The organism is Caldanaerobacter subterraneus subsp. tengcongensis MB4, from assembly GCF_000007085.1.
GTDB lineage: Bacteria > Bacillota > Thermoanaerobacteria > Thermoanaerobacterales > Thermoanaerobacteraceae > Thermoanaerobacter > Thermoanaerobacter subterraneus.
Map to the genome: position 1 here is coordinate 1004512 of NC_003869.1, position 20754 is coordinate 1025265.

Consider the following 20754-nt stretch of genomic DNA (forward strand, 5'->3'; position numbering starts at 1 on the left):
TGGCTTTTTATGCCAGGGATTTTTCTCTTATCTCCTCTATTAAGGCTTTGACTTTTTCTTTTATTATGTCCCTTACTTCTCTAAACTTGTTCATTATCTCTTCTTCTGTGCCTTCCGCTCTTGCAGGGTCTTCTAATTCCCAGTGGAGGCTTTTTACAGAAGGAGGCAGAGCAGGACATTTGTCTCTAGCATCTCCGCACAGCGTTATAACATAATCTGCTTTAAAGAGGATATTTTCGTCTATTAAGTCTGAAGTTTGGTTGCTTATGTCGATACCTATTTCTTTCATGACTTCGACGGCTTTAGAGTTTAATCCGTGAGCTTCTACACCGCCACTATATACTTCAAAATCATCTCCACCGTAAAATTTGCCAAATCCTTCTGCCATCTGACTTCTACAGGAATTTCCAGTGCATATAAAGTACAAAATCTTCTTTGCCATCGTAACTCCTCCTCCTCATATTCCTGCTTAGCTATATTATAAAAGCTTGTCAATCGAAAAACAATGTATTTTTTTGTTAAGAATATGTTAAAGCGTTTTGAGTAAAATAGAATAAAGAGGTGATGCAAAATGATAAATTATCCTTACGGGCAAAATTCGATAGCTCCAGGCATAGTTTTACCTTCAGAGGCAGATAGGAACAATCTTAAAGTTCCGACAGACTCTTTTAGTATATACGTAAACGGAAGATATGTAGGAGAAAAAATTCTCGTAGCGCAGGGAGATTTGGGGGAAAAAGCGGTAAAAGATTATCTTTTGAATCAGGGATTTACTGATTTTAGTTATACGGTGGAAGGGAAAAATATTTACATTGAGACTTACGATGAAAGGGAAAAGGATATGGTAGACTATTTAAAAGTGTACCTGAGGATTCGATAAAAGGGACGATGCAGTCCCTTTCTAAATTTTTTACACATTTTTAACAAATTTTTAATCTAATAAAGTTATAATATTTGTGGCAAATCATATGTGAATGGGGTGGAACATGCTAAAAAGAGCGATTGCTTTTATAATTTTTGAGGTACTTTTTGTTTCTATTACCATGCCCGTTTTGATGTTTTACGGTCCTTTTACAAGGGTGAGAGATACTTTTGTCGCTACTGCCATGACTACTTTTACCCACCAATACCTGGCTACTCTGTTTTTGCCCAAAAAGGTGATAGATAAAATAATGTCTGAAAGCAAAATAGAAAGTGGTAGAACTGATAAAAATTTAATACATGTGAACGGGGGAAAGGATAGAAGGATTGAACTTTATAATGTGTACGGCAAGCATTTTGAAGGAAAAGTGATTTTGATTCATGACCCTACTAGAGTAGAAGTAGGGACATCTAGTAAATTCCCATATGAAGGGGAGACCACAAGTGTAATTGCGAAACACTATAATGCTCTAGCGGCTATAAATGCTGGAGGCTTTGGAGACAGCAGTATGAAAGGTATAGGTGGGGCTCCTCAGGGGTTTGTGATACACAGAGGGAAACTACTGTATACAGAGATTAAAAATCCGGATGAAAAAGTGGATTTAATTGGTTTTACAAATGATGGTAAGTTGATGGTTGGAAAGTACAGGTACAAAGAAGTACTCAATATGGGCATAAAAGAGGCGGTAAGCTTTGGGCCAGCCCTTGTCATTAACGGACAAGCCATGATAAAAAAAGGAGATGGAGGTTGGGGGATAGCTCCTCGAACTGCCATAGGTCAGAGGAAAGATGGAACAGTGATTTTTTTGGTGATAGATGGCAGAACTTTAAAGAGCATAGGTGCTACTTTAAAGGATGTGCAAGATATAATGCTCAAATACGGAGCTTATAATGCAGCTAACCTCGATGGGGGTTCTTCTACAACGATGTACTTTAAGGGGAAAGTGATAAATCACCCTTCTGATGCTCTGGGAGAAAGAGCCGTTCCTACCATATTCTTTGTAAGATGAGGAGGATTTTTGAGGTGAAGATTAAGAAGGTCTTAAAATGGGCATTTGCTACTCTGGCATTAGAACTGGCATTTCTTTACTATTTAAACAATGTATTTTTAGTAGATTCAACTTTTATAAAAAGTGAAGAAGTTTTTGGAAGTATTTCTCTGCCTCCTCTCATAGAGATAAAAATTCCATCTTATGCTAAAGATGTTCATGTCTCTTATGATGGGAAATACATCTCATATGACGAAGGAGGTAATTTAATTATAGCTGATGCCAAAACAGGAAAGACTGTAAAGGTAATTGAGAAGGCTACAAAAGAAGGAGATTATTATACATGGCTTCCAGACAGAAATAGAATTTTGTATTTTTCTCGAATGGACTCTCTAACTGGTACAAAAGTGGAACTGAAGTCCTACGATGTAGACAATGACTTATACAATACTGTGTATATAAAGATATATTTGCCCTCTAAGAGCGCCATTAGTTATGTAACTTTATCTCCTCTCACAAACGTGATCTATTTGAAAGCTACTACTCCGTATGGAGACAGGCTCTATCAGGTGAATATAATGGGAGAGGTAAGGCGAATTTACCTTCCTGTAAAGAGGATAGAGAAAATGGTAGAAACCCAAAGAAAGGACAATTTAATTTATCAGTCTGATGATGGAAGACTGTATTTACTAAAAGATGGAAGAAAGCAGGTTTTGCTCAGTGCTAAGAATAAATACGCTCTTTTGGGAATAGATAGAGATGATAATGTCTATATTGGAAAGATGGGTACAGAAGGAATAGAGGAGATATATTATGACAGTGTAGATAAGCCTATAGGCATGTGGCATAAAATTTCACTAAAAAGAGGACAAGTTTTAAAGGATCTGGTTGTATTATTTAATGAAAAAAGTGTTGGGATTATAACTGGAAATAATAGGCTTGAGGATTTGCGGGGAAATGTAATCTCTGAAGCTAAAGGAAAAATTATAGAAATTACTAGGGATTATATAGTATATAAAAATGGGGATAAAATAATATTGAAGCGATTTAGCAGGGATTAACCCTGCTTTAAAATTTTAAAATATGTGGTATAATAATATAACTACTCAAGATAAAAAGTATTAATTGACAATAAATAGTTGCACGGAATCGTTTAACAACATTTTCGTGAGGTGATCAACATGAAAGATAAAGACCTTTCAAACGTGATGGTCATATTCGGTGGAACAGGAGATTTAACCCATAAAAAATTGATGCCGGCCCTTTACAACTTAAGATATCAAAATATCCTGCCTGAAAATTTTGCTGTAGTTGCTATAGGGAGAAGAGACAAGACTGAAGAGGAATATAGAAATGAGATGCTGGAGTCTGTTAAAACTTATTCTAGATTTGACATTGACGAAAAAATCTGGCAAGATTTAAGTAGCAGGATATTCTACAAAAGATTTGATTTTAACTATGACAACGGATATATGGAACTTAGTTACTTTTTAGATGAACTGGATAGGAAATACAATACACAGGGCAACAGGGTATATTATCTTGCAGTTGCACCGGAATATTTTGGCATCATTGTGGAAAAGTTATACAGACACGGAATGGTAAGTAATGAAACTTCATGGCAGAGAGTAGTTATAGAAAAGCCTTTTGGAGAAAATTTAGAATCTGCCCGGAAACTAAATAAAATGATAACAGATGTCTTTACAGAAAGAAATACTTATAGAATTGATCACTATTTAGGAAAAGAGATGCTACAGAATATAATGGTCATCAGATTTGCCAATGTGTTTTTTGAGCCAGTTTGGAACAGAAGATATATAGACAATGTGCAAATTTCTTCTAATGAGACGGTAGGGATAGAAAATAGAGGAGGATACTACGAGAAAGCAGGAGCTTTGAGGGACATGGTTCAAAACCACATGATGCAGCTTCTGACCTTGACGGCGATGGAACCACCTGTAAATTTGGATACAGAATCTATAAGGGATGAGAAGGTGAAGGTTTTAAAATCCTTAGAGATTATGACTCCTGAGCTTGTAGAGAAAAATGTGGTGAGAGGGCAGTATGTGGGATATAGGCAGGAGGAAAAAGTATCTCCAACTTCCAATACAGAGACTTTTGTGGCATTAAAAGTGCACATAGAAAATTTCAGATGGGCAGGAGTTCCTTTTTACATCAGGACTGGAAAAAGGATGCCGGAAAAATCCACACAGATTGTCATCCAATTTAAGCCTCTGCCAGGTATTTTGTATTTCAAAGAGTATAAAAATTTGCTTCCCAATTTGCTTGTAATAAAAATTCAGCCGGAGGAAGGAGTAAAACTTCAGTTTAATGCCAAAGTGCCGGGAGCAGGAGATATAACTATAGAGCCTGTAAATATGGATTTTTGTCAGAACTGCCAGATATCCAATAATTCTCCAGAGGCATATGAAAGACTTCTTTTTGATGTGATGAGAGGAGATTCTACTTTATTTACTCGCTGGGATGAGGTAGAATATTCTTGGAGGTTTGTAGATGCTATTGCTAAAGCATGGGCAGAAAAAACACCCGATTTTCCTAATTACTATCCAGGGACCTGGGGTCCTAGTGAGGCAGAAGAGCTTTTGAGAAGAGATGGAAGAATGTGGTGGAATGTATAGGATAGGGGGATGGAAAGTGAAGATATACGATATTTCTATGGAAATTCATGAAAATATGACTGTCTACAAAAACAAGGAGGAAAAAAGGCCTCAGCATACTATTACAGTCCAAAAAGGGGATGTAACAGAATCACGTATATGCATGGACATGCACACAGGGGCTCATATTGATGCCCCTTTGCACATGATTAATGGCGGAGATACCATAGAAAATTTGGACCTTAGTAAGGTTATAACGAGATGCAAAGTGTTTGATTTCACACATATATCTGATAAAATAACAAGAGAAGACTTAAAGGACAAAAATATTGAAAAGGGCGATTTTGTGATTTTTAAAACTCGAAATTCTTTCAGGGAAGATTTTGATTTTCAATTTGTCTACCTTGAAAAAAGCGGTGCCGAGTTTTTAAAAGAAAAAGGCGTAGTTGGAGTAGGAATTGATGCTCTCGGGATTGAAAGGGATCAGCCGGAACATGAAACCCATAAAATCCTTTTGGGGGCTGGAGTAGTAATTTTAGAAGGGTTGAGGCTAAAAGAAGTCGAAGAGGGGGAGTACTTCTTATTTGCTGCTCCTCTCAAAATAAAAGGAGCAGAAGCAGCTCCTACCAGAGCGGTTTTAATAAAGGAAGAATGACTATGAGATTAAGATTATCTCGTTTTAAAAATTTCATTTTTGGCGAAGTACTGCATGATAAAGAAAGTGAAAATGAATACATAAGCCTATTATTTGAAAAGTACGGAGAAGATTTTTTCAAAAAGGTGTATTTAAAACATCAACAGGGCCTTTCTATTGACCAGGCTTTTAAAGAGGTATTGATAGAGGAAAGCAAAGTAAAAAAGATTAGGGTAAGGAAAATAGGGAAAGAGTAAAGGGGATTGATATGAGGGAATTTTCTGTTTTTGATATTATGGGGCCTATAATGATTGGCCCGAGCAGCTCCCATACTGCGGGGGCAGCCAGGCTTGCTAAAATTGCTAGAAAGATTGCGGACGATGAGATAAAAGAGGTGGAATTTATTTTATACGAATCTTTTGCCAGAACCTATAAAGGCCATGGCACAGACAGGGCGTTACTTGCAGGGATATTGGGATTTGATCCTGATGACGAGAGATTGCCTCGTTCTTTTGAAATTGCTGAAGAATTAGGACTTAAGTTTAAATTTACTGAAAGCGATGAAGAAGCTCCCCATCCAAACACAGTGAGGATGATAATTAAGACCTCTGATGGAAAGACTTATAATATTTTAGGCTGTTCTGTAGGCGGAGGTAATGTCCTTTTAAAAGAAATAAATGGCATAGAAGTAGAGTTTACTGGGGAGTATGAGACTTTAATTACCACCCATATAGATAAGCCTGGGATTGTGGCTGCTGTGACCAAAGTGCTGGCAGACTGCAATATAAATATTGCCTTCATGAGAGTTTACAGGCATGCAAAGGGCGATAAAGCCATAATGGTCATAGAGTCTGACCAGGAAATCCCTGAAAGAGCTAAAGAAGTGATTAAAAATATTGATGGAATTTTGAATGCCATAATTTTAAATCCTGTGTAATGGAGGGCATGCTTTTATGTATCAATTCAATTACGGATATGAACTTTTAGAGCTTACAAAAAAGTTCAATAAGCCTATATCGGAAATTGTAATGCTGGCCGAACAGGAAAGAACAGGAGAGGACTTAGAAGTTATTTTTGAAAAAATGAAGAAAAATCTTCAGGTGATGAGAGAAGCTATAAATAAAGGGTTAAATGAGGATATAAAGTCTGTGAGCGGTTTATCAGGAGGAGATGCCAAAAAGCTTTATGCGAGGATTGTGATTGGAAATACTTTGTCCTGTGAAACAATGGCAAAAGCTGCAGCTTCTGCTCTTGCCGTAACAGAGGTAAATGCCTCAATGGGGAGGATCGTGGCTGCTCCTACAGCAGGCTCAAGTGGTGTGATACCAGGTGCTTTAATTACTGTTGCAAGGAAATTTGGCAAGAGTGAAGATGACATGACAAAAGCGCTTTTTACAGCTTCAGGAATAGGAATTATAATAGCAAAAAATGCTACTTTAGCGGGAGCCGAAGGAGGGTGTCAAGCAGAAGTAGGGTCTGCCTCGGCTATGGCAGCAGGGGCTTTAGTGGAACTCATGGGGGGAACCCCTGAGCAATGCTTGACAGCTGCTTCTTTTGCCATAATGAACTTATTGGGACTGGTATGCGATCCGGTTGCCGGATTAGTAGAAATTCCCTGTGAGAAGAGAAATGCCTTAGGAGCTCTCAATGCAATGATATGTGCTGATTTTGCTATAGCGGGAATGGACAGTGTAATACCTTTTGACGAGGTTGTAGAAACTATGTACAGGGTAGGAAAGGCTATCCCAAGTGCCTTAAGAGAAACAGCAGAAGGGGGGCTTGCCAAAACTCCAACAGCAATGAGACTTAAAAAAGAAATATTTGAAAAAGAAAAGCGGGGGGATTAAACATGGGAAATTTAAGAGAGAGAAGTGAAATAGATGAAAGATATAAATGGAGGTTGGAAGACATATATGAAAATGAAGAGTTGTGGGAAGAAGACTACAGGAAGGTAAAAGAGCTCCTAAAAGAGATTGTAAAGTTTAAAGGAAAAATTAGAACTTCTAAGGACTTATTGGAAGTTTTGAAGCTTAATGACCAAATTGGGATGACAGCCAGCAAGATTTTCGCCTATGCCAGAATGAGAAGAGATGAAGATAATACCAATTCTAAATATCAGGCATTGTCTGATAAAGCGATGAGACTTAATATTGAAGTCATGAGTGCTACTTCTTTTATAGTTCCAGAGATTTTGTCTATTGAGACTGAAAAATTGAGGAACATGATAGAAGAATTAGAGGAGTTAAAAATTTATAAGCAGTATATTGAGGATTTAATTAGATACAAGCCTCATGTGCTTTCACCGGAGGAAGAAAAAATACTAGCAGAAGCAGAGACACTGGCAGAATCTGTTTCAACTATATATTCTATGTTGAATCACGCGGACTTGAGATTCCCGACAATTAAGGACGAAAATGGTAATGAAGTGGAGCTTACTCATGGAAATTTTATAAGCTTTATGCAAAGTAAGGATAGAAATGTCCGAAAGGCTGCCTTTGAAGCACTGTATGATACTTACAAAAAATTTATAAACACTTTTGCTTCTACTCTGGCTGGCAGTGTAAAGAAAGATATTTTTTATGCTAAAGCCCGTAGATACAATTCTTCTTTGGAGGCTTCACTTTTTGAAGACAATGTCAGTGTAGAGGTTTATAATAACCTCATAGAAACAGTACATAGTAGGCTTGATGTTTTACATAGATATGTAAGGCTTAAAAAGAAACTCTTAAAATTAGACGAACTTTACATGTATGACTTGTATGTTCCTTTGATACAAGAGTATGATAAAGAGTTTACATATGAAGAGGCAATTGAACTAGTTTTGGAAGGCCTTAAGCCTTTGGGGGAAGAGTACATAGATTTACTAAAAAAAGGTTTTGAATCTCGTTGGGTAGATGTGTATGAAAATAGAGGCAAAACCTCTGGAGCTTATTCATGGGGTGCTTATGGTACACATCCTTATGTGCTTTTAAATTTTCAGGGTAAATTAAATGATGTATTTACAATTGCCCATGAAATGGGACATTCTTTGCATACGTATTATTCAAATGCGACACAACCATATGTGTATGCAGGTTATAAGATTTTTGTGGCAGAAGTAGCTTCTACCTGCAATGAAGCTATACTTATGGATTATCTTTTGAAAAATTCCAAAGATGAAAAGGAAAGACTTTACGTACTAAATCATTTTCTCGAGGAATTTAGAGGGACAGTTTTCAGACAGGTCATGTTCGCAGAATTTGAAAAATTAATTCATGAAATGGCAGAAAGAGGAGAGCCTCTTACGGCAGAGGTATTGAACAAAAAATATTATGAACTAAATAAACTTTATTACGGAGATGATATAGTAGTAGATGAAGAAATAAGCTACGAATGGGCGAGAATTCCACATTTTTATAGAAATTTCTACGTCTACAAATATGCTACAGGATTTTCTGCGGCAATAGCTATTTCACAGATGATACTAAATGAAGGAGAAAAGGCTGTGGAGAGATATAAAGAATTTTTAAAAAGCGGAAGTTCTGACTATCCACTGAACCTTTTAAAGAAGGCAGGGGTAGATTTGACTACTCCAAAGCCAGTGAACGACGCATTAGATGTTTTTGAAAAATTACTTGATGAGTTTGAAAAGATGGCATGAGACAAGGGGGACAAAAGGAACCGTCCCCTTTGTCTGGTGTAAAAAGAGGTGGGAGTATGGATGAAGTGATTGTTGAATTGAAGGAAAGGTCTTATCCTATTTATTTTGACTATGAAGGTTTTGATAGAGTTGGAGATTTAATTAAAAAACATGTGAGAAGCAGCAAGACATTTGTTATTACTGATTCTAATGTTTATCCTTTGTATTTTGAAAAGATTGAAGAAAGCCTTAGAAAAAGTGGATTCGATGTCTTATATGAAGTTATACCTGCTGGTGAGACGAGCAAAACTATGGAAATGGCACAAAGACTTCTTGAGGTAGCTTATGACAGTGGTCTTTTAAGGGATAGTTCTATCATTGCACTGGGGGGAGGAGTTGTTGGAGATATAGCCGGGTTTGTTGCTGCGACCTATATGAGAGGAATTGATTTTATTCAGATTCCTACGACATTGTTAGCTCAGGTAGACAGCAGTGTTGGTGGTAAGGTAGCGGTAAATCTAAAAAAAGGTAAGAATATAGTTGGAGCTTTTTATCAACCTAAAATGGTGTATATTGATACTTCAGTTTTGGGGACTTTGAATAAAAGAGAAGTTCTTGGTGGATTAGCTGAAGTAATCAAGTATGGAGTTATATGGGACTTTGATTTGTTTACCTATATTGAAGAAAATTTGGGTGATATTTTGAGATTAAAAAAGGAGGATTTGACTTATATAGTTAAAAGGTCATGTGAGATAAAAGCTAAGGTTGTATCATTGGATGAAAAAGAAGAGAATTTAAGAGCGATATTAAATTTTGGGCATACAATAGGTCATGCTATTGAGGCTTTAACAGGGTATGAGAGATATATTCACGGAGAAGCTGTGGCAATAGGAATGGCGTATGAGGCACGGCTTGCATTTAACTTGGGATATATTGATGAAGGATATTTAGAGCGCATATTGAATTTAATTAAAAGAGCGGGACTGCCAGCTGACTATGAGGGTATTGAAAAGACGGATATGCTAAATGCCATAAAGCTTGATAAAAAAATGAGAGAAGGGAGAATAAATTTTGTTCTACCTGTAGGTTTAGGCAAAGTGGATATTGTGAGTGTGAAAGAAGAAGATGTATTAAAAGTTTTGAAATAAGGCGGGTACACCGCTTTTTTTATTATCCTTTTATAAGGTTTATGAAAAATTTACTTGACTTTAATTAGGCAAAGTATTAAAATATCAGCAATATAGTATGATAAGGGGGTGTAGGATGAAAGTTGGGTATTTAGGGCCTAAAGGTACTTTTTCTGAAGAGGCTGTTTTTAAATATATAGAAGGAATGAAAGAGTGTGAAGCTATAGAGTTTGCTACCATCCAAGATGTAGTTAAAAGTGTAGCGGAAGGGACGTGCGATGAGGGCATTTTGCCTGTTGAAAATTCTATTGAGGGTTCTGTCAATGTATCACTGGATTTGTTGATAAACGATGCCGAGGGTATTTTGGTCAGAGGAGAGGTGATAATTTCTATTTCACAATGTTTGATTTGCGATGACTTTATTGACTTTAAAGATGTACATTGTATACTTTCTCATCCTCAGGCTCTTGCCCAGTGCAGGGAATACATATTGAATAATTTCCCAACGGCTGAAGTAAAAACTACAGAAAGCACTGTAAAGGCTTTGTTAGGGGTAAATGCTAAAAAAGGGATAGTTGCTATTGGGCCGGAAAGAGCTGCTTGGCTTTACAACCTTAAGATATTAGAAAAAGATGTGCAGGATATAAAGGAGAATTACACAAGGTTTCTGGTTATTGCGAAAAGAGACAGTGACTATACAGGGGAGGACAAGACTTCAATAGTTTTTTCTGTGCCGAATGTTCCTGGAAGTTTGTATAGGGCTTTAGGAGTGTTTGCAGAAAAGAATATCAATATGACAAAAATTGAGTCAAGGCCTTCTCGCAAAAAGTTTGGGGAGTACGTCTTTTGGGTAGATATAGAAGGCCACAGAAAAGAGGAGAGGATAAAAGAGGCTTTGGAAGATCTGAAGATAAAGGCAGATTTTTTGAAAGTGATAGGTTCTTATCCAAAGTTCAAGATGGGAAAATAAAGGGAGGAGAAGAGGTATGGTAATTGTAATGAATATAGATGCTAGTGAGAAACAAATTTCCGAGATTACAAATCTTTTAACTTCTCTCGGGCTGGGTTATCACATTTCAAGAGGGGAAGAAAAAATAGTAATAGGTGTGATAGGGGATAAAAGGAAACTTGATGGAAAAGCGATAGAGATGATGGAAGGAGTAGAGAAAGTAATTCCAATAGTCGACCCTTATAAGCTAGCTAGCAGGATATTCAAACCAGAGCCTACTATTGTAAAAGTTGGCGATATTGAAATAGGAGGCAAAAATATTGTCATAATGGCAGGACCTTGTGCTGTAGAGAGCCGAGAACAGCTTTTTGAGAGTGCTATGGCAGTGAAAAGGGCGGGAGCTCACTTTTTAAGGGGAGGGGCATATAAACCCAGGACCTCGCCTTACTCTTTCCAAGGGTTAGAGGAGGAAGGATTAAAAATGCTCAGTGAAGCGAGAGAGCTTACGGGTCTTAAAATTGTCACGGAAGTGATGGACGTGCATTCAGTGGAAAAAGTTGCGGAGTATGCGGATGTCCTTCAAATTGGAGCAAGAAACATGCAGAATTTCTCACTTCTTAAGGCGGTAGGGAGGATGAATAAGCCTGTACTTTTAAAAAGGGGGCTTGCCGCGACTTTGGAGGAGTGGTTGAGCGCTGCAGAGTACATCTTAAATGAGGGAAATAAGGATGTAATTCTCTGCGAAAGAGGTATAAGGACTTTTGAGACTTATACCCGCAATACTTTAGATTTGAGTGCGGTTCCAGCCATAAAAAAACTGAGTCATCTACCTATAATAGTAGACCCCAGCCATGGAACTGGTCGGTGGCACCTTGTGCCTTCCATGGCCAAAGCGGCTGTTGCTGCAGGAGCGGATGGACTTATCATAGAAGTGCATCCTGACCCTAAAAATGCTCTTTCTGATGGGCCTCAATCTTTGACCCCAGACAACTTTGAAAGCTTGGTGAAAGAATTAAAAATTATTGCTGAAGCTGTAGGGCGGGAACTGGCATGATAGAGAAGGTAGCTGTTGTGGGACTGGGCCTTATAGGCGGGTCTATCGCAAAAGCTTTAAGAAAGTATACAGATATAGATGTTGTCGGGGTGGATATTGATACAAAAACTTTAGATAAGGCTTTAAGAGAGGGTACAATTTCTGAAGCCTTCAGGGAAATAAATTTTGCACTTGATGTAGATGCTCTTTTTATCTGCACTCCTGTTGGTAAAATAGCTGATAGTGTTAAGAAGATATATCCTCATCTTAAAAAGGGATGCATAATAACTGATGTTGGGAGCACTAAAAAAGTTGTCATGGAAGAGATAGAAAAATTTCCACCTTCGGATTTTTACTTCATTGGAGGGCATCCTATGGCTGGCACTGAAAAGGCAGGGTACGATTATTCTCACCCTGACCTTTTTGTAAATTCTTTTTATTTCTTGATTCCTTCTAGCAGTGTGGAAGAAGGGATTTTAGAGATTTTTGTAAAAGAAATAATAAAAAAGATAGGTGCAAAACCTGTCATTGTAGATTATAATGAACATGACAGGATAGTAGGAGTTATAAGCCATGTTCCTCATATAGTTTCTACGGCACTTTCTAATTTTGCACACAGAGAATGCAAAGATGCCTTAAAATACGCTGCAGGAGGATTTAAAGATACTACGAGAATCGCTCTTTCTCAGACTGAAATGTGGAAGGACATAATTTTTAGCAATAGAGAAGTGGTTCTTGATTTACTAAGAAATTATAAAAACCTCCTCGAAGAATTTGTGTATCATCTGGAGAGAGGAGATGAAGAGTTTTTAGTGGACTTCCTTGACAAGGCCCGAGAATGCAGAAAAATACTAGAGGTATGAGGTGAGAAAATGGATGTAGAGGTAAAAAAGAAAAACAGCTTAAAAGGTGTTATTTCTGTCCCGGGAGACAAATCTATATCTCACAGAGCTGTTATGATAGGTTCAATAGCTGAAGGGCTAACAGAAGTAGAAAATTTTCTTGTTGCTAAGGATACTCTTTCTACTGTAGAGTGTATGAGAAAACTGGGTGTAGACATTAAATTGGAAAGAAATAGAGTGAAAGTGTATGGAAAAGGATTGTACCTTAGTAAGAGCAGTGAAGTGTTAGATGTAGGAAATTCTGGGACAACAATTAGGCTTTTGATGGGAATACTTGCAGGGCAAGAGTTTGAGACAATACTCACAGGGGATGATTCTATCAAGAGGCGGCCTATGGGAAGAGTGATAGTGCCTCTTACTCTCATGGGGGCTAAAATAGAGGCAAGGGAAGGGAATTTTGCTCCTGTCAAAATAAGAGGTGGAAAACTTCGAGGAATAGAGTATAAAATGCCTATTGCCAGTGCACAGGTTAAATCTAGCATAATGCTTGCAAGCCTTTATGCAGAAGGAAGGACAGTGATTGAAGAGCCTGCTTTATCGAGAAATCATACGGAGCTTATGCTTCAAACTTTTGGTGCAAGGATAGAGATAGATGGAAAGAAAATATTTTGTTATCCGGGAAGTAAATTAAAAGGGCAGAAAATTATAGTGCCTGGAGATATATCTTCTGCTGCCTATTTTATAGTGGCAGCAAATTTGCTTCCTAATTCAGAGGTGGTTATAAAAGATGTGAATGTAAATCCTACGAGAACAGGAATTATAGATGTTTTAAAAGGTATGGGAGGAAATGTTGAGCTTATAAATGAAAGATATGTGAATAATGAAAAAATAGCGGACATTGTAGTTAAAAGTTCTAAATTAAAGGGTATAGAAATCGGCGGAGACCTTATTCCTAAGCTTATTGATGAAATTCCTGTTATCGCAGTTGCAGCAGTTTTTGCTGAAGGAACCACTGTGATAAAAAATGCAGAAGAATTGAAGGTAAAAGAGAGCAACAGAATAAAATCAATGACATCAGAGCTTGGGAAAATGGGAGCTAAAATTTTTGAGACAGAAGATGGAATGATTATAGAAGGGACAGGCTTTTTAAGAGGAGCCGAAGTTGAGAGTTACAACGACCACCGTGTGGCCATGTCCTTGTGGATTGCTGGCCTTTTAGCAGAAGGTCGGACCATAATTAAGAAGGCTGAATGCGTCGACGTTTCATATCCCGATTTCTATAAGACATTTGATATGCTATAATTTTATTGGTGATGGCCAATGAAGGAAAAGATACTGATTGTAGAAGATGAAAGACAGATAGCGCGTTTTTTACAATTGGAATTCGAACACGAAGGCTATGAAGTAAAAATAGTTTACGACGGAACCTCAGGCGTGAAAGAAGCTTTAGAGGGCGATTATGACCTTGTGCTTTTGGATATAATGCTTCCAGGAATGGATGGATATGAAGTTTTGAAAAAAATAAGAGAAAACTCTGACATACCTGTTATAATGCTTACAGCAAAATATGAGGTGAAAGACAAGGTAAGAGGGCTAGACATTGGTGCAGATGACTATGTAACTAAGCCTTTTTCTATAGAGGAGCTTTTCGCTAGAGTGAGGGCTGCATTGAGAAAGAGAAATCCCAGTATTAAAAAAGATGTGCTGAAGTTTGCTGGTATTGTTATGGATTTGACTACTCATGAGGTCAGGAGGCAGGGAGTAAAAATTGACCTTACGAAAAAAGAGTTTGACCTTTTAGAATTTTTAATGAGAAATGCGAATATTGCTCTTTCTAGAGAAAAAATTCTGCGGTCAGTTTGGGGATATGACTATTATGGGGATACCAATGTAGTAGACGTGTACATAAGGTATTTGAGAAGCAAAATTGACGACCCATTTGACAGAAAATTGATTCACACTATAAGGGGAGTAGGTTACAGTTTGAGAGATGGTGAAGATGAAGATTAAATTGTTACCTCAGCGCATAACTTTAAAAATAGCGCTTCTTTATTCAGCAGTTTTTTCATTTGTGCTGATTTCTTTGAATGCCTCAGTGCTTTACACTTTGAAGTATTACCTTATATACCAATCAATGGAACAGGTGTCAACTCAAGCAGAGGTTATAAAGGCAAAACTTAGTGAAGCAAAACAAAATATGGACGGAGCTTTAAAAGACACAGCATTTTCTGGGATACCTGATGAAAATATTTATGTAAAAATATTTGATTCAAAAGGGCGATTGCTGTATTTATCTAAAAAATTAGAAAGAGTTGCGATTCCATATAATACTAATCTAGAAGTTCCTGTTAAGGTTGATGAATTTGATAAGGATTTAGTTTACTTAAATACAGTATTTAAAAAAGGCGATGCTACATTTTATATACAAGTTATAAAGGATATGAAGAATGAGTACGCTTTTTTAAAGCTTCTTTTTATTTTGATGTTTTTTGCTGATGGAGCTGGTATTTTCATTTCATTTGTGACAGGTTATTTTGTTACAAAAAGGGCATTAAGACCTGTAGATTACATGATAAAAGAAGTGAAAGACATAGATGCAAAAGGCTTAAATAAAAGACTTAAAGTTTACGGAGAGGAGGATGAACTCACAAGGCTGGCAAAGACCTTTAATGACATGTTGGACAGGCTTGAAGAGTCTTTTGCGCGTCAAAATAGATTTGTGTCTGATGCCTCCCATGAATTGAGGACTCCTATTTCTGTCATAAAAGGATATATTGACATGCTAGATAGATGGGGAAAAGACGACAGAGAAGTATTAGAAGAAGGAATTAAAGCCATAAAGAAGGAAACTTTAGAGATGGAAAGTCTTGTTGAAAAACTTCTTTTTTTAGCGAAGGGCGATGACAGGTCAATAAAGCTGGAGAGGGAAAGTTTTGATTTGAAAGAGATAGCAGAAGAAGTGGTCAGAGAGATTAAACTGATTTACGAAGGAAAAAATGTATCATTAAAAGGGGAAAATGTGAGAATAAATGCAGATAAGAAGCTTATAAAAGAGGTTTTGAGGATACTCCTTGATAATGCGGCAAAGTACACCTCAAAAAATGGCAACATAGAAATTGAAATAGGAAGTGGTGACGAGGCCTATATAAAGGTTAAAGACGATGGGATAGGAATACCCGAAGAGGATTTGCCGTATATTTTTGAGAGATTTTACAGAGTAGACAAAGCTAGGTCTAAAGATACAGGGGGCACGGGCTTAGGTCTTTCTATCGCAAAATGGATTGTAGAGGAACACGGTGGAGTGATTGGGGTAAAAAGCGAGGTAGGGAAAGGAACGGAGTTTACCGTGATGCTTCCGCTTATCAATGACAGCAAATGACTCTATTCCCATCAGTTTAATATGGACAGAGTTTTTGTATTCCGTGTATAATTTAGTTAAAACATGCCGAATCCCCGATAAGGGGTACGGGGGATGTAAATTTGGGGTGAATCCACGTATTGTGGTAGGGTGGCCCTCACCCGAACCCGTCAACTAACCTCGGAGGCAAAGGGGGTAAATCATGTCCAAAGTTCACCTCAAAGTAAAGCCTCTCATCGCATTAATTATCGGAGGACTATTTTTATTTCAAGCTGCCTTTGCCGCTACTTATACTGTGAAACCAGGAGATACTTTATGGGGGATAAGTCAAAAATACGGCATTACTTACACTAAATTGATGGCTCTAAACGGGTTACAGACTACTACAATATATCCTGGCCAAGTGTTGCAAGTGCCTGGTAATGATAACACATATGTGGTTCAAAAAGGCGATAGCTTGTACTTAATAGCTAAAAAATATGGAATTACCGTAGATGCGTTAAAAGCTGCAAACGATTATAAAAGCGATATCATATATCCAGGTCAGGTGTTTATCATACCAAAGCCTGTTAATTCTTCCTCTCGAACATATAATGATGTCAGCAGAGGTTATGTTCAAAGGAGTGTAATACCTTACACTCCAGAGGAATTTGACCTTCTTGCGCGACTCGTTACAGCAGAAGCGGATGGAGAGCCGTATCAGGCTAAAGTAGCAGTAGCAGCTGTAGTGATAAATAGAGTGAAAAGCGGTATTTTTCCCAATACTATAAAAGATGTCATATATCAAGTGGATGCGTGGGGGAATTACCAATTTACTCCTGTACTCAATGGCTGGATAAATAGGCCTGCATCTACAGATGCTATAGCTGCTGCAAGAGATGCTCTAAATGGCATTGACCCCACTAATGGAGCTTTATATTATTTTGACCAGAGCTCCACTAATGCCTGGTTGTGGTCCTTACCCATAGCGGCAAGAATAGGCAATATGGTTTTTTGTTACGGGAAATAAAGCGATGAGAGGGGTAAGAGGCGGAGTAACCGCCTCTTTTTTACTTTTATTTGTAAAAGAGCTTATATAACAGGGAAAAGGCAAATGCTATAAAAACTGCAGAAGATATGTATTTTAAATAGTTGTGAGAAATTTTTTTATTGAAATAAGAACCTATAATTATTCCTATCACATCTGCCATGAACATGCCTAGAGTTGTTCCCAGAAGTATATAAAAAGGCTGACGATAGGAAGCAGTTAAAGCAATAGTGGTCAGCTGTGTTTTGTCTCCAAATTCTGAAAGGACGTAAGTGATTATTATAGTTAAAAGAGGAGGATAATGAGAGGTTATTATTTTTCCGTTTTCTGACTCTTTATGGCTCAGAGAAAAGACTCCAAAAAATAAAACCAAAAGAGCAGCCAAAAATTTCATATAAAAGTTTGGTATGTGTTCTCCCATATATGAACCAAATAATACTGCAATACCGTTATTTATTAGTGCTGCAATTAATACACTTACTAAAACGGTTCTGGCTTTGAATAAAGAGGCAAATGCTATTGACATGAGTTGTGATTTGTCTCCCATTTCAGAAGCGAATACTAGAAAAAACGAGGTAAACAACGTTTCCATTTTAGTTCCTCCCAAAGTATTATACAGTAGTTATTGTAAAAAAATTATCTTTTCGTGTCAACTTGTAAGTCAGTTGTTTTAACACCTAAAAAATGTTATTTTTAGATTAGAAAAATTTTGGAGGTGTTTTTATGTATTTAATAAATTACACTTCTGATGACTTTCAAAAACATCTGCAAAAATCAGATACAGTAATAGTGCCTATCGGTTCTGTGGAAGCTCACGGTCACCACCTTCCTCTGGGTACAGACATTTTTTCCCCCAGGCTTTTTTGCCAGATGATTGAAGAAAAAATTGGTGATTATGTGTGGATTGCTCCTGAGATACCCTATGGTCAAAGCTATGACCTTTCAGTCTATCCCGGAACAATTCACGTGCCTTCAGAAGTATTAGCAGAATACGTATATGCTGTTGGAAAAAGCTTGTATGAAAACGAGCTTAAAAAGCTTATATTTTTAAATGGGCATGGAGGAAATATCAATGCTTTGAACCTTGCCAGTGAAAAACTGGCGCAGCTGGGTATGACGGTGTTGACAATAAACTGGTGGTTAGACTTTTCAAAAGAGATTCTTACCATCACAGAAGGGCAGGGACATGCGGGAGAAGACGAGACGTCGGCTATTTTATATTACGATGAGAGGCTTGTGCAAATGGACAAAGCGACAAAGAATTTCAAGAAACCTCTTTACAGGGTTTATTTTAAGGACAGGGGAAAAATACTTTATGAAAATGCTATGTCAGGTGATGCTACACTTGCTACAAAAGAAAAGGGGGAGAAAATCTTTAAACTTCTGACAGAAAAGATTGTTGAAATAATTTTAAATGTGCGAAATGGAAAATACATTGCAGATTAGATAAATTGCCAGTTTAGTTGTCTTGTAACGAATTACATTTTTTCTATTTAAAAAGTTGTTTGCAGTCTAAGCCGTAAAAGCTATTTAGCTTTTATGGCTTTTATTTTGAAATTTTTTCTCTTCTAAATTGCATTTTTTATTGTAGATTTAACTTTTTCGTGGTATAATATAAACAACTATTATAACCTGGTATAATGATTAACTTATATGGGGTGAAATTATGATTAGAGAGGATATATTTGGGAACTATCCTCAGATAGCTCACAGCGCTTATGTAGATGATACAGCGATTTTAATAGGTAATATTGTGGTGGGGGAGAATGTATACATTGGGCCCAATGTCGTCATAAGAGCAGATGAAGTTGATGAAAATTACAGAGTAGGCAAGATAGTCATAAAGGATAAAGCAGCGATTTACGACGGAGCAAATATCAATACCACAGGGGCTTCTGAAATAACAATAGGAGAAGGAACAGTAATCTCCAACGGCGTCATAATTAAAGGAGAGTGCCACATAGGAAATTACTGTAGTATAAATGTAAAGAGCATAATATTTAATTCCTATATAGGCGATAATTGCTATGTAGGGATAAGCGCTGTGCTGGAAAATGTAAAAATGCCAGAGAATACTATGGTGGAATCAGGTGTGTTTTTAAGGGAAGATAACATAGCTAGTTTGATAAAACCTGTCCCTGAAGGCAAGATTAATATTGCTGGAAAAATAACTCTTTCAAATAAAGTCCTGATAAACTGGTACAAATTATCAGGATATTAATCATTTTTCTTTTTCCAGAAGTCTCCATGCTGTTTTATCAATGAGGCTTTTTCCTGAAGTAGTAAAGGTAGAAAGGTAAATTGCGTCAAAATCTTTATCTACAGGAATAGATATATAAACTATTCCATTTTTTATATAGCCTTTTCCCTCTGAGGAAGAAATTTTTCCATTTTTAAATCTAACATTTATTCTGCCAATTTCACTGTGGTCTTTGAACAGTATAGCGTTTAAATTGTACTCATATTCTTTTTTCGCATTATTTCTGCATTTTATCGCTGTGGTTAAGATATTAGTTTTTACATACCCGTATACGGCCGTGATATCTACACTGCCATTTTCATAATCTCTTAAGTTATCTCTTTCAGGATCCAGTATGATTTTATATTCTTCGAAGTTCAAATTTTTGTTGTACTTTCTCAATGTGCCATTTCTATAAAAGCCGTAAAGCTCTGTTTTTCTATCAAAAGCGAGTAGAAAATCTTTCATTACTTTCATTTGGGTTTTGTACATGATTATAGCTTTACCTTTTTTCTCTACCTCCTCTTCAGAAAGAGGATATAAGTGCCATTCTGTACCTGTTTTTAAAAGAGGTTTAGGAGGGTTTAGATTTAAATGGGGGTGCTTCCCTAAAGGCAAAGGCCAGTCAGTGCGATGAACAATGTACAAAAACTGAGGTATTTGGTCTTTTTTCAGCGTGTACAGTGTGTATTTTACAAAGCTGTTTGTTGCCCAATGGTCTGGATGAAGTTCATTCGGATGAGGATAAACAACTAATGTAGGGTTATACTCTTTTATGATTGATTTCAAATCTTTTAAAACATTTTCTCCTTTATGTTCTGTGCCTTTTGAATAAGAGTTTATATAAGGGCTGTGAGTTTTTTTAGTTCCTGCGCTTTCTAAAGTTCTTTCAAAATTTTTCCACCATAAGAGTACCAGACCTTTATCGGGATATCCCAAAAATATGATGTTTTCTTCTTTGACTCCCAGATATTTCAGAACGGAAATAGTTTCTCTCTGTCTTTCATATCCTAAGCGCAAAAAATCATGAGGAGTAGGTTTTATAGTATTGTAATTTTCTATCACTGCCCTTTTAAAGGAATCTCCATTGGTCATCACTACCACCTTCACTTCTCCGCCGTACTTTAGGGTATCTTGAATTAAGCCTCCAGCTGCTAAAGTTTCGTCATCCGGATGTGGTGCAATGATTAATACCCTTTGATACATAGAGGGAACAGGGTATAATTTTTTTACAGCACTTTTTCTTTCGTAATTGTAACTGCTAATCTCTATTGAACCGAATATTGCCAGAATAATTAATAAAAATACAGCAACATGTCTTACTTTTTTTGACATTTTTCTCCCTTCCTTTCTGCCTTCTAGACTTTATTATTTACACTTTCCAGCCCTTTTATGGTA

The 20754-nt window shown here is 37.0% G+C and carries 22 protein-coding genes and 1 riboswitch; of the genes, 19 read left to right on the forward strand and 3 right to left on the reverse strand.

Features of this window, described 5'->3' with window-relative positions; genetic code table 11:
• Positions 1-7: 7 nt before the first annotated feature.
• Positions 8-442, reverse strand: a complete 435-nt coding sequence (arsC, locus tag TTE_RS04830) for an arsenate reductase (thioredoxin) (protein ID WP_011025373.1) — start codon at positions 440-442, stop codon at positions 8-10.
• A gap of 129 nt (positions 443-571) precedes the next feature.
• Between arsC and TTE_RS04835 the strand changes: the two genes are divergently transcribed.
• The 17 genes from TTE_RS04835 (at position 572) to TTE_RS04915 (ending at position 17099) form a co-directional block, all read left to right on the forward strand.
• The gene (locus TTE_RS04835; RefSeq protein WP_011025374.1) at positions 572-880 is read left to right on the forward strand and encodes a hypothetical protein; all 309 of its coding nucleotides are present in this window, start codon (positions 572-574) and stop codon (positions 878-880) included.
• Positions 881-986: 106 nt separating this feature from the next.
• Positions 987-1931 (forward strand): phosphodiester glycosidase family protein, encoded by a 945-nt coding sequence (locus TTE_RS04840; RefSeq protein ID WP_011025375.1) that lies wholly within the window; start codon positions 987-989, stop codon positions 1929-1931.
• A gap of 14 nt (positions 1932-1945) precedes the next feature.
• Positions 1946-2971: a hypothetical protein gene (locus tag TTE_RS04845; protein ID WP_041587134.1), complete on the forward strand. Its 1026-nt coding sequence runs from the start codon at positions 1946-1948 to the stop codon at positions 2969-2971.
• A 120-nt stretch (positions 2972-3091) separates the two neighbouring features.
• Positions 3092-4549 (forward strand): glucose-6-phosphate dehydrogenase, encoded by a 1458-nt coding sequence (gene zwf / locus TTE_RS04850; protein ID WP_011025377.1) that lies wholly within the window; start codon positions 3092-3094, stop codon positions 4547-4549.
• A 16-nt stretch (positions 4550-4565) separates the two neighbouring features.
• Positions 4566-5183 (forward strand): cyclase family protein, encoded by a 618-nt coding sequence (locus TTE_RS04855; RefSeq protein ID WP_011025378.1) that lies wholly within the window; start codon positions 4566-4568, stop codon positions 5181-5183.
• A 2-nt stretch (positions 5184-5185) separates the two neighbouring features.
• Positions 5186-5419 carry a hypothetical protein gene (locus TTE_RS04860; protein ID WP_031314074.1) on the forward strand — a complete coding sequence of 78 codons (234 nt, stop codon included), beginning with the start codon at positions 5186-5188 and terminating at the stop codon, positions 5417-5419.
• 11 nt (positions 5420-5430) lie between these two features.
• A complete protein-coding gene (gene sdaAB / locus TTE_RS04865; RefSeq protein WP_009611084.1) occupies positions 5431-6099 on the forward strand; it encodes an L-serine ammonia-lyase, iron-sulfur-dependent subunit beta in 669 nt (222 codons plus the stop codon).
• Between the two features lie 16 nt (positions 6100-6115).
• On the forward strand, positions 6116-7009 hold the full coding sequence (gene sdaAA, locus TTE_RS04870) for an L-serine ammonia-lyase, iron-sulfur-dependent, subunit alpha (RefSeq protein ID WP_009611088.1): 894 nt from the start codon (positions 6116-6118) through the stop codon (positions 7007-7009).
• Positions 7010-7011: 2 nt separating this feature from the next.
• Positions 7012-8802, forward strand: a complete 1791-nt coding sequence (gene pepF, locus TTE_RS04875; RefSeq protein ID WP_011025380.1) for an oligoendopeptidase F — start codon at positions 7012-7014, stop codon at positions 8800-8802.
• Positions 8803-8858: 56 nt separating this feature from the next.
• Complete coding sequence (gene aroB, locus TTE_RS04880) at positions 8859-9929, forward strand: 3-dehydroquinate synthase (RefSeq protein ID WP_011025381.1); 1071 nt, start codon at positions 8859-8861, stop codon at positions 9927-9929.
• 115 nt (positions 9930-10044) lie between these two features.
• Positions 10045-10878 carry a prephenate dehydratase gene (gene pheA / locus TTE_RS04885; protein WP_041587135.1) on the forward strand — a complete coding sequence of 278 codons (834 nt, stop codon included), beginning with the start codon at positions 10045-10047 and terminating at the stop codon, positions 10876-10878.
• Positions 10879-10894: 16 nt separating this feature from the next.
• On the forward strand, positions 10895-11911 hold the full coding sequence (gene aroF / locus TTE_RS04890; protein ID WP_011025383.1) for a 3-deoxy-7-phosphoheptulonate synthase: 1017 nt from the start codon (positions 10895-10897) through the stop codon (positions 11909-11911).
• Positions 11908-12753 carry a prephenate dehydrogenase gene (locus TTE_RS04895; protein WP_011025384.1) on the forward strand — a complete coding sequence of 282 codons (846 nt, stop codon included), beginning with the start codon at positions 11908-11910 and terminating at the stop codon, positions 12751-12753. Before aroF ends, TTE_RS04895 begins: the two co-directional genes overlap by 4 nt.
• A gap of 9 nt (positions 12754-12762) precedes the next feature.
• Positions 12763-14034 carry a 3-phosphoshikimate 1-carboxyvinyltransferase gene (gene aroA / locus TTE_RS04900; protein WP_011025385.1) on the forward strand — a complete coding sequence of 424 codons (1272 nt, stop codon included), beginning with the start codon at positions 12763-12765 and terminating at the stop codon, positions 14032-14034.
• Between the two features lie 18 nt (positions 14035-14052).
• Positions 14053-14742, forward strand: a complete 690-nt coding sequence (locus TTE_RS04905; protein ID WP_011025386.1) for a response regulator transcription factor — start codon at positions 14053-14055, stop codon at positions 14740-14742.
• Positions 14732-16111, forward strand: a complete 1380-nt coding sequence (locus tag TTE_RS04910; RefSeq protein ID WP_041587300.1) for a sensor histidine kinase — start codon at positions 14732-14734, stop codon at positions 16109-16111. The genes TTE_RS04905 and TTE_RS04910 overlap by 11 nt, the downstream gene beginning before the upstream one ends.
• A 54-nt stretch (positions 16112-16165) precedes the next feature.
• A riboswitch (cyclic di-AMP (ydaO/yuaA leader) is annotated at positions 16166-16293 on the forward strand.
• On the forward strand, positions 16293-17099 hold the full coding sequence (locus TTE_RS04915; protein ID WP_011025388.1) for a cell wall hydrolase: 807 nt from the start codon (positions 16293-16295) through the stop codon (positions 17097-17099). Its footprint overlaps the riboswitch before it by 1 nt.
• A 46-nt stretch (positions 17100-17145) precedes the next feature.
• On the opposite strand, the gene TTE_RS04920 is transcribed toward TTE_RS04915, so the two are convergent.
• Positions 17146-17709, reverse strand: a complete 564-nt coding sequence (locus TTE_RS04920; RefSeq protein WP_041587136.1) for a TMEM165/GDT1 family protein — start codon at positions 17707-17709, stop codon at positions 17146-17148.
• Positions 17710-17840: 131 nt separating this feature from the next.
• Here TTE_RS04920 and TTE_RS04925 point away from each other — a divergent pair, with 131 nt between their 5' ends.
• A complete protein-coding gene (locus TTE_RS04925; protein WP_011025390.1) occupies positions 17841-18563 on the forward strand; it encodes a creatininase family protein in 723 nt (240 codons plus the stop codon).
• Between the two features lie 220 nt (positions 18564-18783).
• The gene (locus tag TTE_RS04930) at positions 18784-19338 is read left to right on the forward strand and encodes a gamma carbonic anhydrase family protein (RefSeq protein ID WP_011025391.1); all 555 of its coding nucleotides are present in this window, start codon (positions 18784-18786) and stop codon (positions 19336-19338) included.
• Here the strand turns inward: TTE_RS04930 and TTE_RS04935 are convergent, their stop codons facing one another.
• Positions 19339-20691 (reverse strand): PIG-L deacetylase family protein, encoded by a 1353-nt coding sequence (locus TTE_RS04935; protein WP_041587137.1) that lies wholly within the window; start codon positions 20689-20691, stop codon positions 19339-19341. It lies immediately after the preceding gene.
• Positions 20692-20754: the final 63 nt, after the last annotated feature.

Excerpts from the sequence above, each read along its gene's own strand:
- TTE_RS04895 (WP_011025384.1), top strand. The coding sequence starts at position 11,908 with ATGATAGAGAAGGTAGCTGTTGTGGGACTGGGCCTTATAGGCGGGTCT.
- aroF (WP_011025383.1), top strand. The coding sequence starts at position 10,895 with ATGGTAATTGTAATGAATATAGATGCTAGTGAGAAACAAATTTCCGAG.
- aroB (WP_011025381.1), top strand. The coding sequence starts at position 8,859 with ATGGATGAAGTGATTGTTGAATTGAAGGAAAGGTCTTATCCTATTTAT.
- TTE_RS04925 (WP_011025390.1), top strand. The coding sequence starts at position 17,841 with ATGTATTTAATAAATTACACTTCTGATGACTTTCAAAAACATCTGCAA.
- sdaAB (WP_009611084.1), top strand. The coding sequence starts at position 5,431 with ATGAGGGAATTTTCTGTTTTTGATATTATGGGGCCTATAATGATTGGC.
- TTE_RS04840 (WP_011025375.1), top strand. The coding sequence starts at position 987 with ATGCTAAAAAGAGCGATTGCTTTTATAATTTTTGAGGTACTTTTTGTT.
- TTE_RS04935 (WP_041587137.1), bottom strand. The coding sequence starts at position 20,691 with ATGTCAAAAAAAGTAAGACATGTTGCTGTATTTTTATTAATTATTCTG.
- arsC (WP_011025373.1), bottom strand. The coding sequence starts at position 442 with ATGGCAAAGAAGATTTTGTACTTTATATGCACTGGAAATTCCTGTAGA.
- TTE_RS04860 (WP_031314074.1), top strand. The coding sequence starts at position 5,186 with ATGAGATTAAGATTATCTCGTTTTAAAAATTTCATTTTTGGCGAAGTA.
- TTE_RS04930 (WP_011025391.1), top strand. The coding sequence starts at position 18,784 with ATGATTAGAGAGGATATATTTGGGAACTATCCTCAGATAGCTCACAGC.
- TTE_RS04835 (WP_011025374.1), top strand. The coding sequence starts at position 572 with ATGATAAATTATCCTTACGGGCAAAATTCGATAGCTCCAGGCATAGTT.
- aroA (WP_011025385.1), top strand. The coding sequence starts at position 12,763 with ATGGATGTAGAGGTAAAAAAGAAAAACAGCTTAAAAGGTGTTATTTCT.
- TTE_RS04910 (WP_041587300.1), top strand. The coding sequence starts at position 14,732 with ATGAAGATTAAATTGTTACCTCAGCGCATAACTTTAAAAATAGCGCTT.
- zwf (WP_011025377.1), top strand. The coding sequence starts at position 3,092 with ATGAAAGATAAAGACCTTTCAAACGTGATGGTCATATTCGGTGGAACA.
- TTE_RS04905 (WP_011025386.1), top strand. The coding sequence starts at position 14,053 with ATGAAGGAAAAGATACTGATTGTAGAAGATGAAAGACAGATAGCGCGT.
- pheA (WP_041587135.1), top strand. The coding sequence starts at position 10,045 with ATGAAAGTTGGGTATTTAGGGCCTAAAGGTACTTTTTCTGAAGAGGCT.
- pepF (WP_011025380.1), top strand. The coding sequence starts at position 7,012 with ATGGGAAATTTAAGAGAGAGAAGTGAAATAGATGAAAGATATAAATGG.
- sdaAA (WP_009611088.1), top strand. The coding sequence starts at position 6,116 with ATGTATCAATTCAATTACGGATATGAACTTTTAGAGCTTACAAAAAAG.
- TTE_RS04920 (WP_041587136.1), bottom strand. The coding sequence starts at position 17,709 with ATGGAAACGTTGTTTACCTCGTTTTTTCTAGTATTCGCTTCTGAAATG.
- TTE_RS04915 (WP_011025388.1), top strand. The coding sequence starts at position 16,293 with ATGTCCAAAGTTCACCTCAAAGTAAAGCCTCTCATCGCATTAATTATC.